The sequence below is a fragment of the Cyanothece sp. BG0011 genome (assembly GCF_003013815.1).
Taxonomy (GTDB): Bacteria; Cyanobacteriota; Cyanobacteriia; order Cyanobacteriales; family Microcystaceae; genus Crocosphaera.
In genome coordinates this window covers 1-20,658 of sequence record NZ_PRLH01000143.1, presented here as the reverse complement: position 1 = coordinate 20,658, position 20,658 = coordinate 1, and the positions used below count along the sequence as shown (strand labels likewise).

Genomic DNA, 20,658 nt, shown 5'->3' with positions numbered 1-20,658 from the left:
AATAAGTGAGAATTCACAGGGTTTGATAAATATCTTTACGATTGCTGTAAAGCCATAATCTACTATGCCCCTATCCGTAATATTTCTTAATATCTTACCCTAGGATCAAGAAAACCATAAGTGAGATCAGCAATGAGATTAAAAATAACAATTAAAATTCCATAAATAAAGGTAATCGCCATCACTACAGGGGTATCACTTCGTTGAATTGAATCAATTAATAATGCGCCAATTCCTGGAACTCTAAAAATTTGTTCTGTGACTAATGCACCAGTAAAAATAGTGGGAATATCTAAGGCAATCAATGTTACCACAGGGATTAACGCATTGCGAATAATATGGTCTTTTAGTATGCTAAAATTGCCCAATCCTTTGGCTTGTGCCGTACGAACATAATCATGGGTTAATTCATCTAAAATAGCAGAACGAATGAAGCGCATTAATACAGCCGACTGATATAAAGCTAAGACAGTAATAGGCATTATAGACTGTTTAATTTGTTCAATAAAAGTAGAAAAATTGGTAATTTTCAAGGTACTATTATAAATAAAAGGAAACCAATTGAGTTGAACACTAAAAATAACAATCAGCAATAATCCAGTTAAAAAAGTGGGTAGCGAATAACCTAAAAAAGCAAAACTTGTAATAACTTGGTCTAATAAAGAATAGCGTTTGATTGCAGAAACAACCCCTAAAGGAAAGGCGATTAAAACACTGAATAGATAAGCTGTTCCCACCACCCATAAAGTTGTTGGGAGGCGTTGTAAAATCAGTTCTAAAACAGGACTTCGACTGGTAAAAGAATAACCCAAGTCTCCTCTTATAAAAGCAAAAAACCATTTAATATAACGGATATGAATGGGTTGATCCAGTCCTAAACTTTTGCGAATATTTTCCCTAACTTCTTCGGTGATAGACGGGTTAGAAGCAAATTCTCCGAGGGGATCACCTGGAGCTAATGCTAAGATAGTAAAGAGAACTAAACTAATAGCAATTAGGGTAGGGATAGCGATTAATATCCGTTTAATTAGGTATTGAGTCATTGGGTCGTTTCGCAATTTCTGTTGTTCAACATCTGACTTATAATTTTATCAATAGTTTCTTTTCTCAACATTATTTTTTTATTGATCAAGAATTCCTACTATTTTCAAATGGCGAGAAAATAGTAGGAATAAAAAGTAGAACCCTACAAGTCTATGACAGTAGTGGGGAAATGAGGTTAAGCAATCAATCATTATCTAACTGGGACAATTCAAATTGAACTTGAGATAAATAACTCAAGTGATTAAGACTGTCAGAAGATAAACGCCCTGCTTGAATAGCAGCGTTCACTAAAGATTCAGCGTCAACTTGACCCGATTTAATCGCTAAACTGAAGCTAATATGGCTCGGAATTCCTTGCTCACGAAATGTTCCTCTCCTTCCATGACTAACTAAATTGACAGGAGATAAATAAGCGATTTGATTTTGTTCGAGAGTCGAGTTAACCGCCATGATTTCATTAGCATTAACAGGGGTGAAAAAACTACCTAAAACCAGAGAAGATAAACCAGTAATAATTAAGCCTTTCATGATTAGTAACTCCATTAGTTTGTTTCGTTATTATTACTATGAAGCACTGATCTTAAAAAGACATGACTCAATTCTGAATTAAAGATAAGAGTTGGTTAAGTTATCTGAGAAATTGATGAAAGACAATAACACAATCTAAGTAGATCACAAAGTTCCTAGTTAGGATTGCGGGGGAGCAGGGAGACCGGAGCAAGGGAGAAAGAAAATAGTGTAAAACACAGGAGATAATGAGAATACAGAAGAAAACTATGTTCTCATGGTCTAAATTTTCGTCATTTGCTTTAAAAAGATTTAAAAACATCTCCCCTGCTCTCCACTCCTCGCGCGTTCACGCTTGTCGGGGAACCCGACCGGGGTCGCTCGTCTCCCTTGCAGCCCAAACAAGTAAGTTTTCGATTTACTTAATCGCCTATTTTGTTACCCTAGAGGAGAAAAGACTGTTGAGACAATATGGCCATCGCTCACTGAATAATGCTGCGTGTGAACCCATAAACAGTCCCTATGGCCTTGGGTTACAGTCGTTGAAACAGAGTGATGACAAAAAAATAGAGTGAAGCAATATCACCCTAAACTCAAAAAATATATATAATTTGACTGAGAACGGCTATAATCCAATTTGATTGACCGTACTGTATCTAGAAAGGGGGTGAGGGCATAACTCACCCTTTTTGATTACATTATGCCCAATTGAGAAAGGATACCTTGTCCGGTGAGGTATTCGGTAGCAATACCGATGACGAAGCCAAGCATGGCTAAGCGTCCGTTCCAGTTTTCAGCGAATGTGGTGAAACCAAATTTAGATTCTTGATTATCCATAGTAATGAACCTCTGTATTGGGTAACTGCATTTAAGTCAAGTGCTTGATAACAATATTAACAAAACTTTTGAGGTATTGCAATATTTATTTACATTCTAAAAGATAATTTTTTTCAATTGTCTAGTTTTGGACTTGATCAATGTTGTGACGGATGTCTTGCTCTAAGATGGGATCACTAGCTTTCTGGGCTATATATAACGCCTCTTGGTAGTATTGTAAAGCCATTGTTCTTTTTCCCGTCAGACTGTGGATTTCTCCGATATTATTGAGAGTTTTGGCGATATCTTTAGGTTTGTCCACCTGTTGAGTAATGGGTAACGCCCGTTCATAGTAAGTCAAGGCTTCTTGATATTGTCCGAGACTTTGGTAGGCGGCCCCCATATTATTGAGAGCGGCCCCAACCACTCGGCGATCGCCACTTTGTTGAGCAATAGGTAACGCTTGTTGATAATAGTCTAACGCAGTGGAGGGTTGTTGGAGATCATGATAATTTAACCCCAGTCCCACTAAGGCAAAGGCTTGTAAGTGTTTTTTGTTATGTTGTTGAGCCATATCGAGAACTTGTTGCCAGGTGCTGATGGCTTGCTGAGACTGTTTTTGTTCGGTTTGTATTTTGGCTTCCTCGGTCAGTTGTTGTATGGTCGTTTCGATACTGTCAGTTTCTCCCCAAGTTGGTCTTGAGGTCACTGTTAAAGTAACAGGGGTGAGGCAAAGGGTAAGAATAAGTAGACGAGAAATAAAAGCATTCATGGTTCAATTAGGAAAATAATTATTAATAAGTAGAATTACATTTTTTTGAATTTATTTAACTGTGACTCAGTATATTTTCCCAAGGTTAATTAAATGTTGATACAATAATTTCAGTAATTTCTAGGAAAAACTAAATCATCGATTATTGCCAGATAGCATTGATATTTTTATTATAATTTATGGCGTTCATTTTTTTTTTGATAATATTCCTGAAGGTCTCGAAGGACATTTTCCGGAACCATGTGAGCAATAGAGCCACCAAACTGAGCAATTTCCTTGACGGTACTACTACTTAAAAAGCTATACTCATTATTAGTAGCAAGAAAAACAGTTTGGACCTCTTTAGACAAAGTTTTATTCGTGTGAGCCATTTGTAATTCCTTTTCAAAATCCGACAAAACCCGTAAACCCCGTAATAAGACTTGAGCCTTGCGTAATTTTGCGTAATCTACCGTTAATCCCCGATAACTATCCACCTCAACCCTAGGTAAATGTTGGGTACATTCAATAATTTGCTCCACCCTTTTTTCCACCGAAAATAAAGGTTGTTTATTGGGGTTATACATCACAGTGACAATGACTTTCTCAAATAACAGAACCCCTCGCTCAATGATATCGAGATGACCAAGGGTAATGGGATCAAAACTTCCTGGATACAGGGCTATCATTTTAGGAACTCCATTGAGTGAAGACTTGCGGTAAAGTAAACTGATAGAAATGATACAAAATAATAGTTGACTATAGGCACTCAGACATGGTTATGACAGGTGAAGACCGTGTGACGCACACAGAAGCATCGGATTTTGATCTTGCGTCCTATCTCAAAGATAAAAAACAGTTGGTTGAAGCGGCCCTCGATCAGTCCCTTCCCATTATCCGTCCTGAAAAAATCTACGAAGCCATGCGCTATTCGCTGTTGGCAGGAGGGAAACGATTACGCCCCATTCTTTGTTTAACCAGTTGTGAGTTAATCGGAGGCACGGTAGAGATGTCACTACCCACGGCTTGCGCCTTAGAAATGATTCATACCATGTCTTTAATTCACGACGATCTCCCTGCTATGGATAACGATGACTATCGCAGGGGCAAATTGACCAATCATAAGGTTTATGGCGAAGACATTGCTATTTTAGCCGGAGATGCTTTGTTATCCTACGCCTTTGAATACGTAGCCACTGAAACCCGTAACGTCGAATTAGCCAATCTCGTCGATGTCATTGCGCGTTTGGGACGTACCGTAGGGGCGGCCGGATTAGTCGGCGGTCAAGTATTAGACCTAGAATCAGAAGGAAGATCCGATGTCACGGTAGACACCTTAAAATTCATTCATATCCACAAAACAGGGGCGTTATTAGAGACTTCTGTGGTATCGGGGGCCATTTTAGCTGGAGCCAAGGCAGAAGACGTAGAACGGCTTTCTCGTTACGCTCAGAATATTGGTTTAGCCTTTCAAATTATCGACGATATTTTAGACATAACTTCTAGTACCGAAGAACTAGGGAAAACCGCAGGGAAAGATCAACGAGACCAAAAAGCCACCTATCCCAGTTTGTGGGGCTTAGAAGAATCTCAAAAACAAGCTCAAGCTCTGATTGATGACGCGATCGCCCAACTGAGTCCTTACGGCCAAGCCGCGCAACCCCTACAAGCGATCGCCCAATTTATTGTTGCTCGCAAAAACTAAACTTTCTCACCATTAATCATGCAGGATTTTGAAGCAATTTTTCACAACAAAATACTGTTGGTGTCCCTGATGGCCTGTTTTTCTGCCCAAGGGTTGAAGTTAATTATTGAGTTAATTCGTTATCGAAAAATTAACTTTCGTTACCTCGTGACCACAGGAGGAATGCCAAGCGCACACTCTGCCCTCGTTGGAGCTTTGGCCACAGGAGTGGGACTCACAAGAGGGTGGGAAAGTCCAGAATTTGCTATTGCTTGTTTATTTGCCGTGATCGTCATGTACGATGCCGCCGGGGTTCGTCAAGCAGCCGGAAAACAAGCACGAATACTCAATCAATTACTCGATGAGTTGATCCACGATACCCATCACCTTAATACAGAAGAGCGGTTAAAAGAGTTACTCGGACATACCCCTTTTCAAGTGTTGATTGGCCTAACTTGGGGCATTGGAGTCTGTCTATTAACGATATCCGTTCTTTGAAAAACCTTGTCTCATTTCAGACTTGGTTGTTAGTTGGGTGATGGGAATCACTGCAATCTTCAGTTATTCTTTATTACAACGGAAAGAACTGACCCTAAAAGGATCACGGGTCATCAAACTTTGATATTTCATCGGTGTTAACCCAACTGAAATAGATCGATCCCCCAAAAACTTTGCTAACGTATGAGTAAAAGAACTAAATTTTTTCGTCTGTTAGAAACAAAAATACCACTTTTTGTTCACCTATTCTATCGGAATCAATCTGATCTCAGACGAAAATCTCCCTAAAATGGTTGAGCATTCAACTCAGAGTCTCCGCTTTTTTACCCTAAACTTGGGCTACCCTAAGTCAAGGTTCACTGAATCTTGATGTCATTAAAACAAAAACTATCCCCGATTTTTGGTAATCGAGGCTACAATCGGATAAGTCTTTAATTTTTCGAGAGTTAGACCTGTGAGGTTTTGAAGATAATGGGCATCAACAATCCCCTATCCCTAAACATCTCAGTGATCTGATATCGTCTAAGAAAATTAAGTCTATCCTAGAAAGTAGTCCAGCGAGACTCATCTAACTAACTCAACTAATCATTCACCTTTATTTCTAGTTTTGCACCGAAGGAGCAAGAGGAAAACGGCATGACGCAGGCTAACGACCTATTAACCCTTACTGAATCTCAGATGGAAGTAGCATTCTTTGCTGACGAAGACCTAGACACATCTGCTAATGATATCGCTGAAGCAGATTCTAAAAAAACACGCAAAATAACTGCTTCTCGTCGTCGAGATCCTGGGAAGAAAAAACCTTACACGGAGGATTCGATTCGGGTTTATTTGCAAGAAATAGGTCGCATTCGACTTTTACGGGCCGAAGAAGAAATTGAACTAGCCCGTAAAATTGCTGATCTACTCCAACTTGAGCGTATTAGAGAGGCATTATGGGAAGAACTCGAGCAAGAACCCACGGACGAACAATGGGGCAAACGCATCTTTCAATGGGAAAATATTGAGCAAATGCTTCGCGCTCAATCAGGAAAAGATAAAGATCCTAAATGGTCTGAAGTAACAGCTATGTTGCAAAAAGCTGACATTATTTCAGATTTAGAAAAGACCTGGAAGCTTGAATCTAAAGTCTATCTGTCCAAGTTTAAGCGGCGCTTATATTTAGGACGCAAAGCTAAGGATAAAATGGTTCACTCTAACCTCCGTTTAGTGGTTTCCATTGCTAAAAAATACATGAATCGCGGTTTATCTTTCCAAGATTTGATTCAAGAGGGATCGTTAGGTTTGATTCGCGCGGCCGAAAAATTTGACCACGAGAAAGGCTATAAGTTCTCTACCTACGCCACCTGGTGGATTCGTCAAGCAATCACCAGAGCGATCGCTGATCAATCTCGCACCATTCGTCTTCCAGTCCATCTCTACGAAACTATCTCTCGTATCAAGAAAACGACAAAACTTCTCTCTCAAGAAATGCGTCGCAAACCTACCGAGGAAGAAATTGCCACTCGCATGGAAATGACCATTGAGAAGTTACGGTTCATCGCCAAATCAGCACAACTTCCTATCTCTCTAGAAACCCCCATCGGAAAAGAAGAAGATTCCCGTTTGGGGGATTTTATTGAAGCCGATGGGGAAACCCCAGAAGATGAAGTCTCTAAAAATCTCCTCCGAGAAGATTTAGAGAATGTTCTCGATACCTTAAGCCCCAGGGAAAGAGATGTCCTGCGCTTACGCTATGGCTTGGATGATGGACGGATGAAAACCCTAGAAGAAATTGGCCAGATTTTCAATGTTACCCGTGAACGGATTCGCCAAATTGAAGCGAAAGCGTTACGAAAGTTACGTCATCCTAACCGTAACAGTATTCTTAAAGAGTATATTCGCTAAATTCACTCATAAAAGTCCTCTATCTTGAGGAGGAAATTAGATCAAGAAAGTTAATTGGGATAGGGTTAACCCTTCATCCCAATTCATTTTTTATCAGTGAACAGCGATCGCTTACCCCCCTAATTTATATTTTCCAATTTCTAATAAATCTCTAGTGCCTGTTATTCCTTGTCCCATAAATAATAACAGAGCAAAACAATTCAGAATAATATGAACATTCCGCCAACGATGGGATTTATCTTGATAAATATCTTCGATAATAGCTAAGGAAAAAATCATTAATAATGCAGCAGTAATTCCATAATAATAATGGGAGATATACCACTCATTCGTACGACGAAAGACTCCATCTTGACACCCTAAAACGACAATTCCCATCCCTGTTAAAGTTGCAAAAATTCCTCGCCAATGTTTTTGTCTAGCAACATGAAGAAGATATAATGAAACAGCCGTTAAAACAAACATTAAAATTAGGAAAATAAATTGTAAAAAGTTACTTGACCACATTTGATTTTTAATAATATTTTCTCCAATGGGATAAGCTAATCCAAATAAAGTGACTGTCACCACGATACTGGATAACCAACGTCCTATTTTGACGTGTTCTGACCCCACAATGGGAGGAATTTTACTCTTATTATTTCCAAGTATCGTTAAGCGTCTTTGACGGGTTTGCCAAGAATAATAAGAAACAATCCCAATCAAGGGAAAAACAAAAATAATCGCTAATGCAGGATGAATAATGAGCAGAAAATCTACCGGTTTCATAATCGATAACGCTATGTGTTAAAGGAAAGAGAATAGTTCAATTTACCTGAAACTATATCTCAAACTATAACCAACATTACTTAAAATTTGATGAGAAAATAATGAATCATTAATGTTCTTAATTGACAATCTCTTATCATACCGTAGAAACCATAAAGACTGTTAAACTCTATACAATTTAATATCAATTAATATAATAATAATTAGGGTGAGCATCCCCCACCCTAAAATTTTTTCTTGACTCAAATAATCACTTCCATAGGACTCCCACTTTGTGGTGGCGGATAAATGCGAATTCTCGCTTGTTTTCCGAGTTGATGTAAATGGTCACTGACCGTTTCTAAAGATTTCAAAATTTGCCAGGTTAAGCCGTTTTTAGGGCAAATTAACACTAAGGTTAAGCCATCACGGCCCGTGGTTAAATTCCAACCACATTTTGATAATAAGTTTTGAGTTTGTTCGTCGCAAGAATTATAAAACAAACGGCTAACAATATCATTGAATTCCCAACATAATTCAAGATCGCCGGGAACCCAACAGGGTAAATCATCAGGAGGTAAAAAGGATGGATTCATAAGAAATATCAGGGATTTTTTATCTAACTCAATTTTTGTATAAAATGTTACAGAAGTCAAGACAAGAGTATATTAAGAAGCATTACAGAAAACCATGACAATTGCCCGACTGTTCTATCGGTTAAGCTTTTACGCTCATTCAGTAATATATTGATCAACAGAGACCCTAATAACAATCTATAATCGTTATGACTTTATCTTAAAAAATTGATTGAAGATTGACTTTAAAATAGGAATAGGGGTTGACTTATTTAATAACTATCAATGAACCATAAACAACAAACATCCAAAGAAGATATTCCCGAAGCATTGCGGGATATTCCTACCACTCCCACATCTTCATCCCTCAATCCTAAATTGGTTATCTTAGGGTTGAGTGGGTTGGCTATTATTATTCTTGGAAGTCTAGGGATCATGCGTCTGATGTCTTCCCCATCGGAAACGAATACGGTATCGGTAGAACCCACCCCATCACCCAGTCCAACCCCTGAAACGGTGGAAAATATTTTAGGTCATTTACCTTATGAAGAAGCTGATCCTAATCAATTAAAATCTATTACTAACGACGGAAGAATTAAACTGAGAGAAAAAGCAGCCGATAGCTTCTTAAAAATGCAGCGAGATGCGCGGGAAAGTGGCATTATTTTAAATCCAATTTCTGGATTTAGAACCGTTGAACAACAAGAATATTTATTCTTTGAAATCAAACGTCAAAGGAACCAAGACACTCGTAAAAGAGCAGAAGTTAGCGCACCTCCCAATTATAGTGAACATCATACAGGTTATGCGGTTGATATCGGTGACGGTCAAGTTCCTGCTACTAATTTAAGTGAAAATTTTGAACAAACCCCTGCCTTTCGTTGGTTAGAAAATAATGCAGCAAAATATAGTTTTGAATTATCATTTCCTCGGAATAATCCCCAAGGCATTAGTTATGAACCTTGGCATTGGAGATATGTAGGGGATGGGGAAAGTTTAAAAACCTTTTATGAAGCGCAACAATTACAGAATAATGCTTCTTCTGAAGACAATCTAGTTAATTAAGGTGAGTTTAGTGATTATGACACAAGCTAATTTAGTCAATGATGGTAATAATTTACCTCAACAAGAATGGTGGGTAATTCGTTGGTTAGAATTATTAGATTCCTATCGCTTCAAAAAACGATTAGAACGGGCAAGAAATTATGCTAGAGAAGGACATATATTAAGTATTGAATTTTCGGGATCTGAGGTATTCGCTAAAGTTCAAGGAACGGAACCCGAACCTTATCAAGTTTCCCTTTCCCTTGATCCTTTTACTGATGAAGATTGGAATTTTATTATTAAAAGTTTATCAAAAAAAGCTATTTTTTCCGCTCAATTACTAGCAGGAAAAATGCCAGATAATATAGAAAAAGTGTTCACAGAAAATGGGTTAAGCGTTTTTCCTTTTACTTTATCTGATGTGCATTCCCGTTGTAGTTGTCCCGATAAAGCCAACCCTTGTAAACATATCGGAGCCATTTATTATCAATTAGCCGAAAGATTTAGCGAAGATCCTTTTATTATCTTTCAGTTAAGAGGAAGGACAAAAACACAAATTTTAGAAGGGTTGAGAGCGTTACGTAAAAAACAAGTAGAGCCTCAAGCAAGTTCCTTAGAAAACAGTGCAGAAACTGTTAATAATAGTCAGGAAATAGAGTTAAGAGAAAGGCAAGAAAATCAAGACTTAGATATTAACCAATTTTGGCAATATCAAGAATCTTTAGATCCATCCTTAGTGGTTATTGTTCCTCCTACTGATAATAAAACAGTGTTAGATGTTTTAGGAAGAATACCCTTAGCTTACGAAGAAGCCAAAATAGTCAAAGATTATTTACAACAGGTTTATCAAATGGTGTCACAACAAGGGATGATGACAGCCTTAAATCGGGATGAATAATCAAGATGATATATTAGTTATTATCGTCATCAAAAAGTCAATTAAAGACATCTTAGATAACATTGTTTGGTTGGAGGATGTGGTTTCTGTCATCCAACCTTGAACGAGATGAGGCGATCGCCATAAGTCCAAATGTTCAACAGCAGGATCAGCATAAAAATTCATTGATCCTGTACCTAATATAATAGAACTTTCATGAGTAAATTGGTCATGACTCACGCGATAAATGGGAAAATTACCCCCTAGAGGAACCCCCCACCCATCGAAGGCAATTAACCCCTTAATGGTAGTTCCTTGTAACTGCCATTGCCAAGCAGCAGTAACCGCCGCAACGACTCCGGCACTAAAGGCAATTATGATTAATTTTTGTGTTTTTTTATGGCATTTTTCTCTTAAATACTGTACTAAATGAAAGCCAGAATAGGGGGGATATTGATCCGTTGGAAAGATTAATAAGTTATCTAGATTGATAGAGTGATGACTAATATTTCTAATAAAAGAATCGGTCAAACCCTGATCATGAAATCCAGGACATATTAAATATAAATTAGATTCTTTTGTATTCATAAAACTCACATCTTGTACTTTCTATAATCCCCCTACCCCCCCTGCCCCCTACCCCCCCTATAAAGGGGGGTGTGGGGGGTGTGGGGGGTGTGGGGGATCGAAATAGACAAAAGGCAAACGTAAGTGTGTGTGTGAAGTGTGGGAAGAAAATTAATATAAGTAGATCGAAAACTTACTTGTAAAAGGCTGCGGGGGAGCAGGGAGCAAGGGAGCTTCGGAGAGTATTTTGAACTAAATTCAAGCTCTCGTCTAGCATAATTATTTTTTTCTAGATTTTTTACTCTGATGCTAAATAATAACATTTTTTTAGTAAATTTAGTCCTATTTCTTATCTCCCCTGCTCTAGTCTCCCCACTCCCCTGCAATCTCAACTAGGATCTTTGTGATCTACTGAATATTGTTCTCCCTATACTCCCTACTCCCCTACTCCCCATTGCCTTCTCCTTGATTATGTGAGGGGAAATGATGACAAGCCCAGTCAACTTGTCGTAAAATACCCCGTAGTAGGGCAACTTCTTCGGTAGTTAAGTTCGCTTTATTGTACAGTCTGCGAAATTTTTCGAGACGTGCTTTGGCCGTATGGGGATAAAGATAACCGATTTTCAGTAAAACCGCTTCTAAATGTTGATAATACCCTTCTAACGCTTCAAAAGCAGCAGGGTTAAAAGATGAGTCCGAGTTATTTTCTGTAGGTTTTTGGGCGGCTTGATACAGTTCGTAACTACAGACAGCCACAGCCTGAGCCAAATTTAAAGAAGAATAGTCAGAATTAGCTGGAATATAGACAAAACGTTGAGCATAATTGAGTTCTTGATTGTTTAAGCCCCGATCTTCTGGCCCAAACAACAAAGCAGTGTTTAAGTCTTCGGTTAATAACCAGGGTAAAGCATCCCGTGGGGTTTCGAGATGGGTGGGTAGAGATAGAGATCGCCCTGTGGTGGCGATGATGCGATGACACCCTTGTAACGCTTCAGGAATACTATCAACAACTTGGGACTTCTCTAAAACATCAATACCATGAACCGCCATGAGTCTAGCGTCATCACTGAAGCGATCGCAATTCGGCTTAACTAAAATTAACTGATTTAAGCTCATATTTTTCATCACACGGGCTACCGATCCCACATTTAAAGCCCCCGCCGGTTCTACCAAAACAATACGAACTCTCGTCAGCGCAGTTTCATTCATAGTTCCTAATCGGTAAACTTTTTTAAAGAAAATTAATACAGATTCTGAGCTTTAATATTACCAAAGAAGGATTCAATTTCTTAGGTAACATTAATTAATGTAATTGTCCAGAGCATAGTAAAATTACTATGATAACCAACACACATATTTAGTCATTTTCTAGAGAAATGAACGACATTGGTCATGCCTTGCTTACTAAAATAGAAATAATTACCGATGATTGGATCGGAGCTATTCGGACAGATATAGAGATAGAAAGTGCCAAAGGTCTTGCTTATAAATCAGTTCGTAATAGCATTCCTTACGTTGTAGAAGCCTTGGCTAGTTTACTCTCGGACTCTTTAAAAGATAAACCCAAAAAGCTAGAAAGAAAAGGATTGGATCATGGCATTATTAGAGCAGAGCAAGGTTACGATGTTGCTGAAATAGTACGAGAATATAGTTTATTAAGAACAATTATTGTCAGTGTTTTAAAATCAGATTTACTCTCTGGTTCAGCAGAGGAAGTATTATCGATGATTGAAGTGATTGATTCAGTCATTGATCAGGTTATTTGTTGGTCTTTAGATAGTTATCTGCAACAGCGACTAGAAGAACTTGAAGAAGTACGGACTCAACTATTGCTTACCAATGAGGAATTAGAGCGTTTGATAGCAACGCAAAAAGAAGATTTATCTGAGTTAGCCCATGAATTAAAGACTCCTCTGAATTCGATTATCGGTTTTTCTAGATTGCTACAACAACAGCAACAAAAAGTCAATGAAAATCCCGACACTTCTTTAAATTTAGAGCTTACCGAAAAAGTAATTAAAAACGGTAGACAATTACTTCATTTAATCAATAATGCTCTCGAAATGTCTCGCTACGAAGCTGGAAAAATATCCCTCAATTTAGAACCGACTAACTTGCGTTTTTTAGTTCGATCTATCATTGAAACTTTAGAACCCAGTGCGACCCACAAGAACTTAGAAATTAAACTTGACTTTGACAACGCTCCCGAAAAAATGGTAACAGATCCTTTAAGATTGAGGCAAATCATTACTAATTTAGTCAGCAATGCTATCAAATACACTGACTCAGGAACGATTACAATAAGATGTCAGACAGAAAACGATGATCAATGGTCACTTATTGTCAGCGATACAGGTATTGGTATCTCTAAAGAAGACCAATCCCAAATTTTTAATCCTTACTATCGAGTTAATTTAAAAAATAGAGTCATACCTGATCGCACGGGTTTAGGATTAGCAATTGTTGATAAAATAGTCAAACTACTTCAAGGGGAAATTAACCTAGTTTCCACGCCAGGAGAAGGATCGATTTTTACAATAACGTTTCCAGTATCCTAACTTAATACTAAAGAAGGATTAATTAAAGATAAATTTGCGACAAGATTTAAGCAGGCCTTAAAAAATGAATTGAAGATATGAGTCAAGTCGCACCAAAAGTAGACCTAGAAGAAGCCAGTTCCCTAGAAACCGATGATATTCTTCAACGTTTATCCGTCGATATTAAACAAGGATTAGATTCATCCACCGTTAAAAAACGACGGAAAAAATACGGCGAAAATCGTCTCCAAGACTTTCAACGTCGCAGTGCTTGGCAAATTCTCATTGCTCAATTCAAAAGCCCCATTATTGCCTTATTAGCTGCAGCTGCAGTTCTTTCCTTTGCCTTTCAAGAATGGATCGAAGGGGTTGCTATTATCATCGCCATTCTTCTCAACGCAGTTATTGGCTTTGTGACGGAAATGAAAGCCGTTCGTTCGATGGAGTCCCTACAAAAACTGAGTGAAACGACAACGAAAGTGCGACGCAATCATCAAGTACAAGAAATAGACGCTAAGGAATTAGTTCCAGGAGATATTGTTATCTTAGAAGGTGGAGACTTAGTGGCGGCCGATTTACGCTTATTAGAAGCCTCAAAATTACAAGCCGATGAATCAGCCCTGACAGGGGAATCCGTTCCCGTCAGTAAAACCATAGAACCCCTGGAAAAAGAGCTAGAAATTGCCGATCGCCGTAATATGGTTTTTAAAGGAACCGCCATTACTCGCGGCAGTGGGGAAGGGGTGGTGGTGAGTACCGGAATGAATACGGAACTGGGTCATATTTCCTCTTTAACCGCCGAAGCCGAAGAAGAAGTTACCCCCTTAGAAAAAAGATTAGATAGTCTCGGTAAAAGGCTGATTTGGATTACCCTGTTAATTGCCGTTGTTATTGCCGGTGTGGGGATTGTTAGCGGTCGGGATCTGTATACGATGGTAGAAACGGCGATCGCTTTATCGGTGGCCGCTGTCCCTGAAGGCTTACCCATTGTGGCCACTGTTGCCCTGGCCCGAGGAATGTGGCGCATGGCCAAACGCAACGCCATTATTAACCGTCTCTCGGCAGTAGAAACCCTCGGGGCAACCAGTATTATTTGTACCGATAAGACGGGAACCTTAACGGAAAACCGCATGACGGCCAGGGAAGTTAGGTTATGGTCCGATTCCATTGAAATCACAGGGGAACAACAAACTCAAGGTCAATTTCGTCGTAATGACCAAACCATTGATCCCTTAGATCATCCGATTCTCAGGAATCTCTTAAATGTTTGTGTGTTGTGTAATAATGCCACCTTAGCCGTGGAAGAAGGGGGGAAAGAACACCAAGACGTGGGCGATCCCACCGAGATCGCCCTGGTTGCTTTAGCGGCTAAAGCTGACTTAAACCGTAATAAACAGCGAGAACAAAAGCCAGAAGTCCGAGAAGAGGCGTTTGATACTCAAACCAAAATGATGGCCACCTTTCACGAAGTAGAAGGTAAATATTGGGTAGCGGTTAAAGGGGCCCCAGAATCGGTGTTACCGGTGTGTTCCCATTACGCAACCTCTGAACAAACCCAGGAGATGGATAAAGAAACCTATGAAACGTGGGAAGATAAATGTCATTCTTTGGCACAGGATGGACTGAGAATTTTAGCGATCGCCCAAAAAACCGTTGATAACCCAGATAGTGAACCGTATCAAGGTTTAACCCTGTTAGGGGTGGTGGGATTACTCGATCCCCCCAGAGAAGCGGTGAAACAAGCTCTCAAAGCTTGTCATGAGGCTGGTATTCGTCCCATTATGGTCACCGGAGATCAACCGGTGACCGCCCGTAATATTGGCTTAGCGGTGGGCTTAACCACAGAAAAAGAACGGGAAGCCCAACTGGGAAAAGTCCTGAAAAATCCTGATGATATCCCCTCAGACCAACAAGAAGCCCTGCGACAAGTGCCAATTTTTGCACGGGTCAGTCCGGAACAAAAACTTAATTTAATTGCCCTCCATCAACAGGCAGGGGCTGTTGTGGGCATGACTGGGGATGGGGTGAATGATGCCCCGGCCCTCAAAAAAGCGGATATCGGCATCGCGATGGGCCAACGAGGCACTCAGGTAGCCAAAGAAGCAGCAGACATGATCTTGCAAGATGACGCATTTTCGACCATTGTGGCAGCCGTGGAACAGGGAAGGGCGATTTTCAATAATATTCGTAAATTTACCATTTATTTACTCTCCGGTAATGTGGGGGAAATTATGGCGGTGGCCTTTGCTTCTTTGACGGATGCACCCTTACCGTTATTACCGTTACAAATTCTCTTTTTAAATGCGGTGAATGATGTCTTTCCAGCTTTAGCGTTAGGAGTAGGAGAAGGAAACCCTCATTTAATGGAACATCCTCCCCGTGATTCAAAAGAGGCTATTTTGACTAAAGGACATTGGTTGGCCATCGTTCTTTACGGTTTATTAATTTCGGCTCCAGTGTTAGGAATATTTTTCTATGTTTTTTATGTTTTGGGTTGGGAAGAAAAACAAGCGGTGACTATTTCTTTCTTGGCGTTAGCGTTTGGTCGCTTATGGCACGTCTTTAATATGCGTGATGCCGATGGGGGGTTAATTCGTAATGAAATTAGTCAAAATCCCTATATTTGGGGGGCTTTGTTGATTTGTACGGGACTGTTGTTATCGGCAGTTTATTTACCCGGACTCTCAGGAGCCTTACAAACCGTTGACCCGGGTGTGAAGGGTTGGGCAATGGCGATCGCAGCAAGTTTTATTCCTGTGATTGTGGGACAAATTGTCAAATTGATTCGTAAATAGTTTATTTTTAAAATATTATGCTTGATTGGATTGTTAATATCGTCAATGGATTAGGATATGTTGGAATTGCTTTATTAATGTTATTGGAAAATTTGTTTCCTCCCATTCCCTCAGAGTTAATTATGCCGTTAGCGGGGTTTGTGGTGACTCAAGGTAAATTACATTTTGTTTCTGTGGTGATAGCCGGGGTAATTGGTTCAGTGTTGGGGGCGTTACCTTGGTATTATTTGGGAAAATCCCTAAGTTTGAAGCGTATTAAAGGTTTAGCGGATCGTTACGGGCAATGGTTAACGGTTTCGAGTGAAGACATTGACAGAGCTAAAGATTGGTTTGAGCGTCGCGGCGAAATTGCAGCTTGTGTCAGTCGTTTGGTTCCGGGGGTACGCACCTATATTTCTGTGCCTGCCGGGTTAAGTAAGATGCCCTTATTGCCGTTTCTTTTCTATTCAACCCTAGGCACTGCTATCTGGGTGAGTTTATTGACTTTCGCCGGGTATATTCTAGGAGCTAACTATGACCGAGTTAAAGATTTTCTCGGGCCGTTTAGTATTGTTGTTGCTGTCGTGGTAGTGGTGGTTTCTGTGGGTTGGGTGATTCGACGTAAACGCAAGCCGTAAATAGGGAATACTAAAAAAGGATTTTGATATAAAAGGTAACAATGAGCCTCACACTAACAACAGGACAAATTGTTCGGGTACGCTCTCGACAATACTTAATAGAGGAAGTGAAACCCTCTAACTATGATACGTTGGTACGTCTTGCTTGTTTAGAAGATGATGCCTTGGGAGACACTCTAAGTACCTGGACAAAAATAAACGTTACTGTCAAGTGAGCGGGGGAGCGCCGGAGTAGGGAGCAGGGAGAGGTGCGACCCAAGGCGAGGTTCCCTCGCCATTGGAAAGCGCACCTTAAGGGGTTACAGCTTGTTTACATTTCTTAAGACAGTTAATTATATTTATGTCCGACTACTTAGAAGTTCTCTGGGAACGAGAAATTGATGCTGAAAGTTTAGGGGTTAACAGTTGGGAAACCATCGCTAACAGAGGGTTTGATAATCCTCGTCAGTTTTCAGCTTATTTACATACCCTAAATTACGCAAGAAGAATTAAATTTATTAGCAGAAATGGCAGAAATTGCTGAGGCTAATCGTTATCAGAAAGATGCCAGAATGCAACGTTTAATTGAGTGGTTAAAAGAGAATCTTTGTCCCCATTTAGGACAAGAAAACGCCCAATGGTTAAACCGACGGGTGTTAATTTTTACTGAATATACGGATACGAAACGTTATTTACAACAACAACTACAACAAGCGATCGCCGGTTCCCATCAGGCAGAAAAACGAATTGATGTCTTTCATGGTGGAATTGGAGAAGAAAGACGAGAAGCAATTAAAACCGCTTTTAATCAAGATCCGAACCGTCATCCCCTCAGAATTTTAATGGCTACGGATGCAGCGAGGGGCCGATAGAACCTGTAATGGTCAACTGTGGTTAGATGAAGGGGGTTCCGGTAATGATTTTGCTAATATTTTTGTCCGTTGCCAAGGATGCAAAGCCCGTCGTCCCCTCTCCGATGCAACCATCCCCGATCGCCCCGTGTTAGGCTATTGTCAAGGCGATCGCCCAATGGCAACAACGAACAGAGGTTCAAAAAAGAGGTCAACACCTTTTTTCTAGTTTTGAAAAATGGCGTAAACAGCGAGGGCTAAAAGAAGATGAGGTAAAATTTCCTGGTTTACCCTATATTATGCTTCATTCTTTCTCTCATTTATTGATTACGGCTATTGCCCTTGATTGTGGTTATGCAGCGAGTTCCATTCGAGAACGGATTTATGCAGGAGAGTCTGGTTATGGCATTCTCTTGTTTACGGGAACCACAGGGAGTGAAGGTACACTGGGGGGTTTAGTGAAAATCGGCGATCGCTTTGAAGACTATTTAAAAATGGCGTTGGAATTAGGCCGACTCTGTTCAAATGATCCTGTTTGCGCCCAACATAATCCTAATAATGAACATTTGGCACAAAAAATGGAACAAAAAAGCGTACACATTTTAGAAACTTGTGCTACAATGCTTGTGGTTGCGACCCACCCGAACGTTGGAATTACAGACAGCCTAACATCAAAGCAAAGTAGTAATACTTTCGGCGCAGAAACATTGTCAGATCGGGAAAAGAAGTCAGTGAAGAATAAAAAAGTAGGCAGCAAGAGCGTAAGACCAAACAGTGACTTGCCGAATAAGTAATAACTCCTTGGGAAGCAGGGAGTCTGCCTGTGGAGGCAACGGCCAATGAGACGGGAAATCTCGAAGACGAATAAAACCGTCCTTGAATTGAGTTGTTGTTGGGAAGCCCCAATTTCAGCGAAGCAAGTTGGGGTACTTCACAAAGACTGGATACATTTTGAACAGGGTGTAGGGGGCAGGGGGTAGGGGTTAAAGTTTACCATACCCCACACCCAGGAGCGAAGCGACGGTAAACAATTTTTACACTAATCTTAAAAAAATAGCAAGAAATAGAAACAATTTAGAAGGTTATTGATTAAATAGAGATGAGTATCCTTATCTGATCAGCCTAGAAATAGCTTGATGATTTTGGCGAAATGCCAAGAAATAATAATAATTTTCTTGGGTATCTTATTATCTTTCAACAGGTTTAATCTCAACAACAGTCCAATCGTGGTAACAACCTCAATCGTCTCTTATGAATGAACCCATAGACAAGGGTTGGTTACCTATTTTTGTGAACACTTATTTATCTATTGAATGCCGTGACACCCACCATCAGTGATGCCAATGTAAAGGCCGCTTTAACTGCCATTGAATCGGAAACCGCCACTTTAGCCGAAAAAGTGGAAATGTTGATCGAAATGGCCGCAGGATTACAACATAAACCTAAAACCAGCCAACAACTTGAAGATGCTGTTTTACTTTACCACAGAGGGTTAGAACTGTGTACCCCTGAGATGCCTGTGTTGCAGGCCAGATGTTTATCGGGGATGGGAACCGCATTACGAACCATTCCCAGTGAAGGACCAGGGTTACTCTTAGAAGCGAAAACCGCCTATGACAAGGCGTTACCTATTTTAGAAGAACACGCTTCCCCCGAAGAAGTAGCCGAAACCTACATGAATTTAGGGGTGGTGTTGCAGGGGTTGGTTAACTTCCACAAAGCGACTATGCAAGAGGCTATCCAAGCTTATCAAAAAGCAGCTAAAGTGTTCACTGGGGAAAGTTATCCCCAAGAATTTGCTATTTTACAGAATAATATTGCGATCGCTTATTTGTCTTTACCCTTGAGTTCGGATAAGGAAAAAATGCGTCAAGGGATGGCAGTACAATCGTTTGAAGCAGCATTGAAATGGGTGACATTGATCGATCATCCCAGTGAATATGCCATGCTCCAAAACAATCTAGCCAACGCTCTCCAATATCTTAATACATCCCATCCCATTGAGAACAATTTGAAGGCATTAGCCGCCTATGATGAGGCGTTGAAGGTAAGAACTCGACAGGATACCCCCATCGAATACGCCAATACCATTGCCAATAAAGCGAACGTTTTGTTTAATTTACCGGATGATATTGAAAACCCTGAAGCCGGCAACCCTAATAATCTCAAACAATCTCAAGCTTACTATCAAGAAGCCAAACAAATATTTATGGACTATGGACAATGGGAACAAGCTAACTTAGTCACAGAAATGATAGAAAACATTGAGAAAGAATTGTCAGCATTATCTCAATAACCCTACAAATAATTGAGACAAAAAAGTTTGTACTTTCGTTAATTTTAGGAGATTCTTCTCTATGACTGATTTAATTGGATATGTGAGTAGTAACCCAGGGATTCAAGACTTTTTTACTAATTTAATGGCTGGAGAAATCACCTTAATTACAGGGATTTTCTGGTTATTATTTGCGGCTTTTGTTTCGATGATTGCTGGTGCTATTGGTGGCATCATTTTAGCAGGTAAAGATTTAGGCTATGAATTAGCAGGTATTTTGGGGAGTTTATTGGGTCCAGCTGGAGTAATTCCTGTCGCAGCTATTGGTTTAGTTGTTCTCAAATTAGTTTAGGAGTTTTTGATTATGTTAGATTTAGCTTGGTACTCAGCAAAGTTATTTTTTAAAGGTAAATTATTCCGCAACCCTGGTTATTTTTATCGTCAATTAACTTTAGGGGTTTTAATTGGTTCTTTACTATTAATAGGCTTGGGCGAAACGGGATTAAATCTCGCTTTTGTCATTACTATTTCTAGTCTAGTAACAGGGCTGATGATGCCATTTTTACTGAAAGATGTGAAAATGAAGTAAATAACGACTAACTGTTAG

The 20,658-nt window shown here is 39.8% G+C and carries 25 protein-coding genes; 16 read left to right on the top strand and 9 right to left on the bottom strand.

Annotation, left to right across the window (positions count from 1 at the left end; translation table 11 throughout):
* Positions 1-86: 86 nt before the first annotated feature.
* The 5 genes from C4E06_RS18405 to coaD form a co-directional block, all read right to left on the bottom strand.
* Positions 87-1,043, bottom strand: coding sequence for an ABC transporter permease (locus C4E06_RS18405; protein ID WP_107669502.1), 957 nt, complete (start codon positions 1,041-1,043; stop codon positions 87-89).
* A gap of 184 nt (positions 1,044-1,227) precedes the next feature.
* Positions 1,228-1,572 carry a hypothetical protein gene (locus C4E06_RS18400; protein ID WP_107669500.1) on the bottom strand — a complete coding sequence of 115 codons (345 nt, stop codon included), beginning with the start codon at positions 1,570-1,572 and terminating at the stop codon, positions 1,228-1,230.
* Between the two features lie 672 nt (positions 1,573-2,244).
* Positions 2,245-2,388 (bottom strand): high light inducible protein, encoded by a 144-nt coding sequence (locus tag C4E06_RS18390; RefSeq protein WP_107669496.1) that lies wholly within the window; start codon positions 2,386-2,388, stop codon positions 2,245-2,247.
* Positions 2,389-2,509: 121 nt separating this feature from the next.
* Positions 2,510-3,139 (bottom strand): tetratricopeptide repeat protein, encoded by a 630-nt coding sequence (locus C4E06_RS18385; protein WP_107669490.1) that lies wholly within the window; start codon positions 3,137-3,139, stop codon positions 2,510-2,512.
* Between the two features lie 170 nt (positions 3,140-3,309).
* A complete protein-coding gene (gene coaD, locus C4E06_RS18380) occupies positions 3,310-3,807 on the bottom strand; it encodes a pantetheine-phosphate adenylyltransferase (RefSeq protein ID WP_107669488.1) in 498 nt (165 codons plus the stop codon).
* Between the two features lie 86 nt (positions 3,808-3,893).
* On the opposite strand from coaD, the gene crtE reads away from it, so the two are divergent.
* The 3 genes from crtE to rpoD all read left to right on the top strand — a co-directional run bounded on the left by crtE (position 3,894) and on the right by rpoD (position 7,187).
* A complete protein-coding gene (crtE, locus tag C4E06_RS18375) occupies positions 3,894-4,823 on the top strand; it encodes a geranylgeranyl diphosphate synthase CrtE (RefSeq protein WP_107669486.1) in 930 nt (309 codons plus the stop codon).
* Positions 4,824-4,841: 18 nt separating this feature from the next.
* Positions 4,842-5,300 (top strand): divergent PAP2 family protein, encoded by a 459-nt coding sequence (locus C4E06_RS18370; RefSeq protein ID WP_107669484.1) that lies wholly within the window; start codon positions 4,842-4,844, stop codon positions 5,298-5,300.
* A 597-nt stretch (positions 5,301-5,897) separates the two neighbouring features.
* Complete coding sequence (gene rpoD, locus C4E06_RS18365) at positions 5,898-7,187, top strand: RNA polymerase sigma factor RpoD (RefSeq protein ID WP_255412165.1); 1,290 nt, start codon at positions 5,898-5,900, stop codon at positions 7,185-7,187.
* 111 nt (positions 7,188-7,298) lie between these two features.
* Here the strand turns inward: rpoD and C4E06_RS18360 are convergent, their stop codons facing one another.
* Both C4E06_RS18360 and C4E06_RS18355 read right to left on the bottom strand, forming a co-directional pair.
* Complete coding sequence (locus tag C4E06_RS18360) at positions 7,299-7,955, bottom strand: DUF4079 domain-containing protein (RefSeq protein ID WP_107669477.1); 657 nt, start codon at positions 7,953-7,955, stop codon at positions 7,299-7,301.
* Between the two features lie 242 nt (positions 7,956-8,197).
* Positions 8,198-8,530, bottom strand: a complete 333-nt coding sequence (locus C4E06_RS18355) for a hypothetical protein (protein ID WP_107669476.1) — start codon at positions 8,528-8,530, stop codon at positions 8,198-8,200.
* 264 nt (positions 8,531-8,794) lie between these two features.
* On the opposite strand from C4E06_RS18355, the gene C4E06_RS18350 reads away from it, so the two are divergent.
* Positions 8,795-9,574, top strand: coding sequence for a D-alanyl-D-alanine carboxypeptidase family protein (locus tag C4E06_RS18350; protein ID WP_107669474.1), 780 nt, complete (start codon positions 8,795-8,797; stop codon positions 9,572-9,574).
* A gap of 16 nt (positions 9,575-9,590) precedes the next feature.
* Positions 9,591-10,451 carry an SWIM zinc finger family protein gene (locus tag C4E06_RS18345; RefSeq protein ID WP_107669472.1) on the top strand — a complete coding sequence of 287 codons (861 nt, stop codon included), beginning with the start codon at positions 9,591-9,593 and terminating at the stop codon, positions 10,449-10,451.
* Here the strand turns inward: C4E06_RS18345 and C4E06_RS18340 are convergent, their stop codons facing one another.
* Positions 10,452-11,018: a hypothetical protein gene (locus tag C4E06_RS18340; protein ID WP_107669471.1), complete on the bottom strand. Its 567-nt coding sequence runs from the start codon at positions 11,016-11,018 to the stop codon at positions 10,452-10,454. It abuts the gene before it with no gap.
* A gap of 423 nt (positions 11,019-11,441) precedes the next feature.
* Positions 11,442-12,206, bottom strand: coding sequence for an RNA methyltransferase (locus tag C4E06_RS18335; protein WP_107669469.1), 765 nt, complete (start codon positions 12,204-12,206; stop codon positions 11,442-11,444).
* A gap of 167 nt (positions 12,207-12,373) precedes the next feature.
* On the opposite strand from C4E06_RS18335, the gene C4E06_RS18330 reads away from it, so the two are divergent.
* The 11 genes from C4E06_RS18330 (at position 12,374) to C4E06_RS18285 (ending at position 20,640) form a co-directional block, all read left to right on the top strand.
* The gene (locus C4E06_RS18330; protein WP_107669467.1) at positions 12,374-13,555 is read left to right on the top strand and encodes a sensor histidine kinase; all 1,182 of its coding nucleotides are present in this window, start codon (positions 12,374-12,376) and stop codon (positions 13,553-13,555) included.
* Positions 13,556-13,632: 77 nt separating this feature from the next.
* Positions 13,633-16,329 carry a cation-transporting P-type ATPase gene (locus tag C4E06_RS18325; protein ID WP_107669465.1) on the top strand — a complete coding sequence of 899 codons (2,697 nt, stop codon included), beginning with the start codon at positions 13,633-13,635 and terminating at the stop codon, positions 16,327-16,329.
* Between the two features lie 17 nt (positions 16,330-16,346).
* On the top strand, positions 16,347-16,946 hold the full coding sequence (locus C4E06_RS18320) for a DedA family protein (RefSeq protein WP_107669463.1): 600 nt from the start codon (positions 16,347-16,349) through the stop codon (positions 16,944-16,946).
* A gap of 41 nt (positions 16,947-16,987) precedes the next feature.
* Entirely contained in the window at positions 16,988-17,161 is a 174-nt protein-coding gene (locus C4E06_RS27380) for a hypothetical protein (protein ID WP_157951181.1), read from the top strand.
* A gap of 125 nt (positions 17,162-17,286) precedes the next feature.
* Positions 17,287-17,469: a hypothetical protein gene (locus tag C4E06_RS18315; RefSeq protein ID WP_107669461.1), complete on the top strand. Its 183-nt coding sequence runs from the start codon at positions 17,287-17,289 to the stop codon at positions 17,467-17,469.
* Positions 17,453-17,797, top strand: a complete 345-nt coding sequence (locus C4E06_RS18310) for a helicase-related protein (protein WP_107669459.1) — start codon at positions 17,453-17,455, stop codon at positions 17,795-17,797. The genes C4E06_RS18315 and C4E06_RS18310 overlap by 17 nt, the downstream gene beginning before the upstream one ends.
* On the top strand, positions 17,778-18,005 hold the full coding sequence (locus C4E06_RS18305; protein WP_107669457.1) for a hypothetical protein: 228 nt from the start codon (positions 17,778-17,780) through the stop codon (positions 18,003-18,005). The genes C4E06_RS18310 and C4E06_RS18305 overlap by 20 nt, the downstream gene beginning before the upstream one ends.
* A 70-nt stretch (positions 18,006-18,075) precedes the next feature.
* Entirely contained in the window at positions 18,076-18,570 is a 495-nt protein-coding gene (locus tag C4E06_RS18300) for a Zn-binding domain-containing protein (protein WP_232826293.1), read from the top strand.
* Positions 18,571-19,094: 524 nt separating this feature from the next.
* Complete coding sequence (locus C4E06_RS18295; RefSeq protein ID WP_107669562.1) at positions 19,095-20,072, top strand: hypothetical protein; 978 nt, start codon at positions 19,095-19,097, stop codon at positions 20,070-20,072.
* A 61-nt stretch (positions 20,073-20,133) separates the two neighbouring features.
* Entirely contained in the window at positions 20,134-20,403 is a 270-nt protein-coding gene (locus C4E06_RS18290; protein ID WP_107669454.1) for a hypothetical protein, read from the top strand.
* Positions 20,404-20,415: 12 nt separating this feature from the next.
* The gene (locus tag C4E06_RS18285; protein ID WP_107669452.1) at positions 20,416-20,640 is read left to right on the top strand and encodes a hypothetical protein; all 225 of its coding nucleotides are present in this window, start codon (positions 20,416-20,418) and stop codon (positions 20,638-20,640) included.
* The last annotated feature ends 18 nt before the right edge of the window (positions 20,641-20,658 follow it).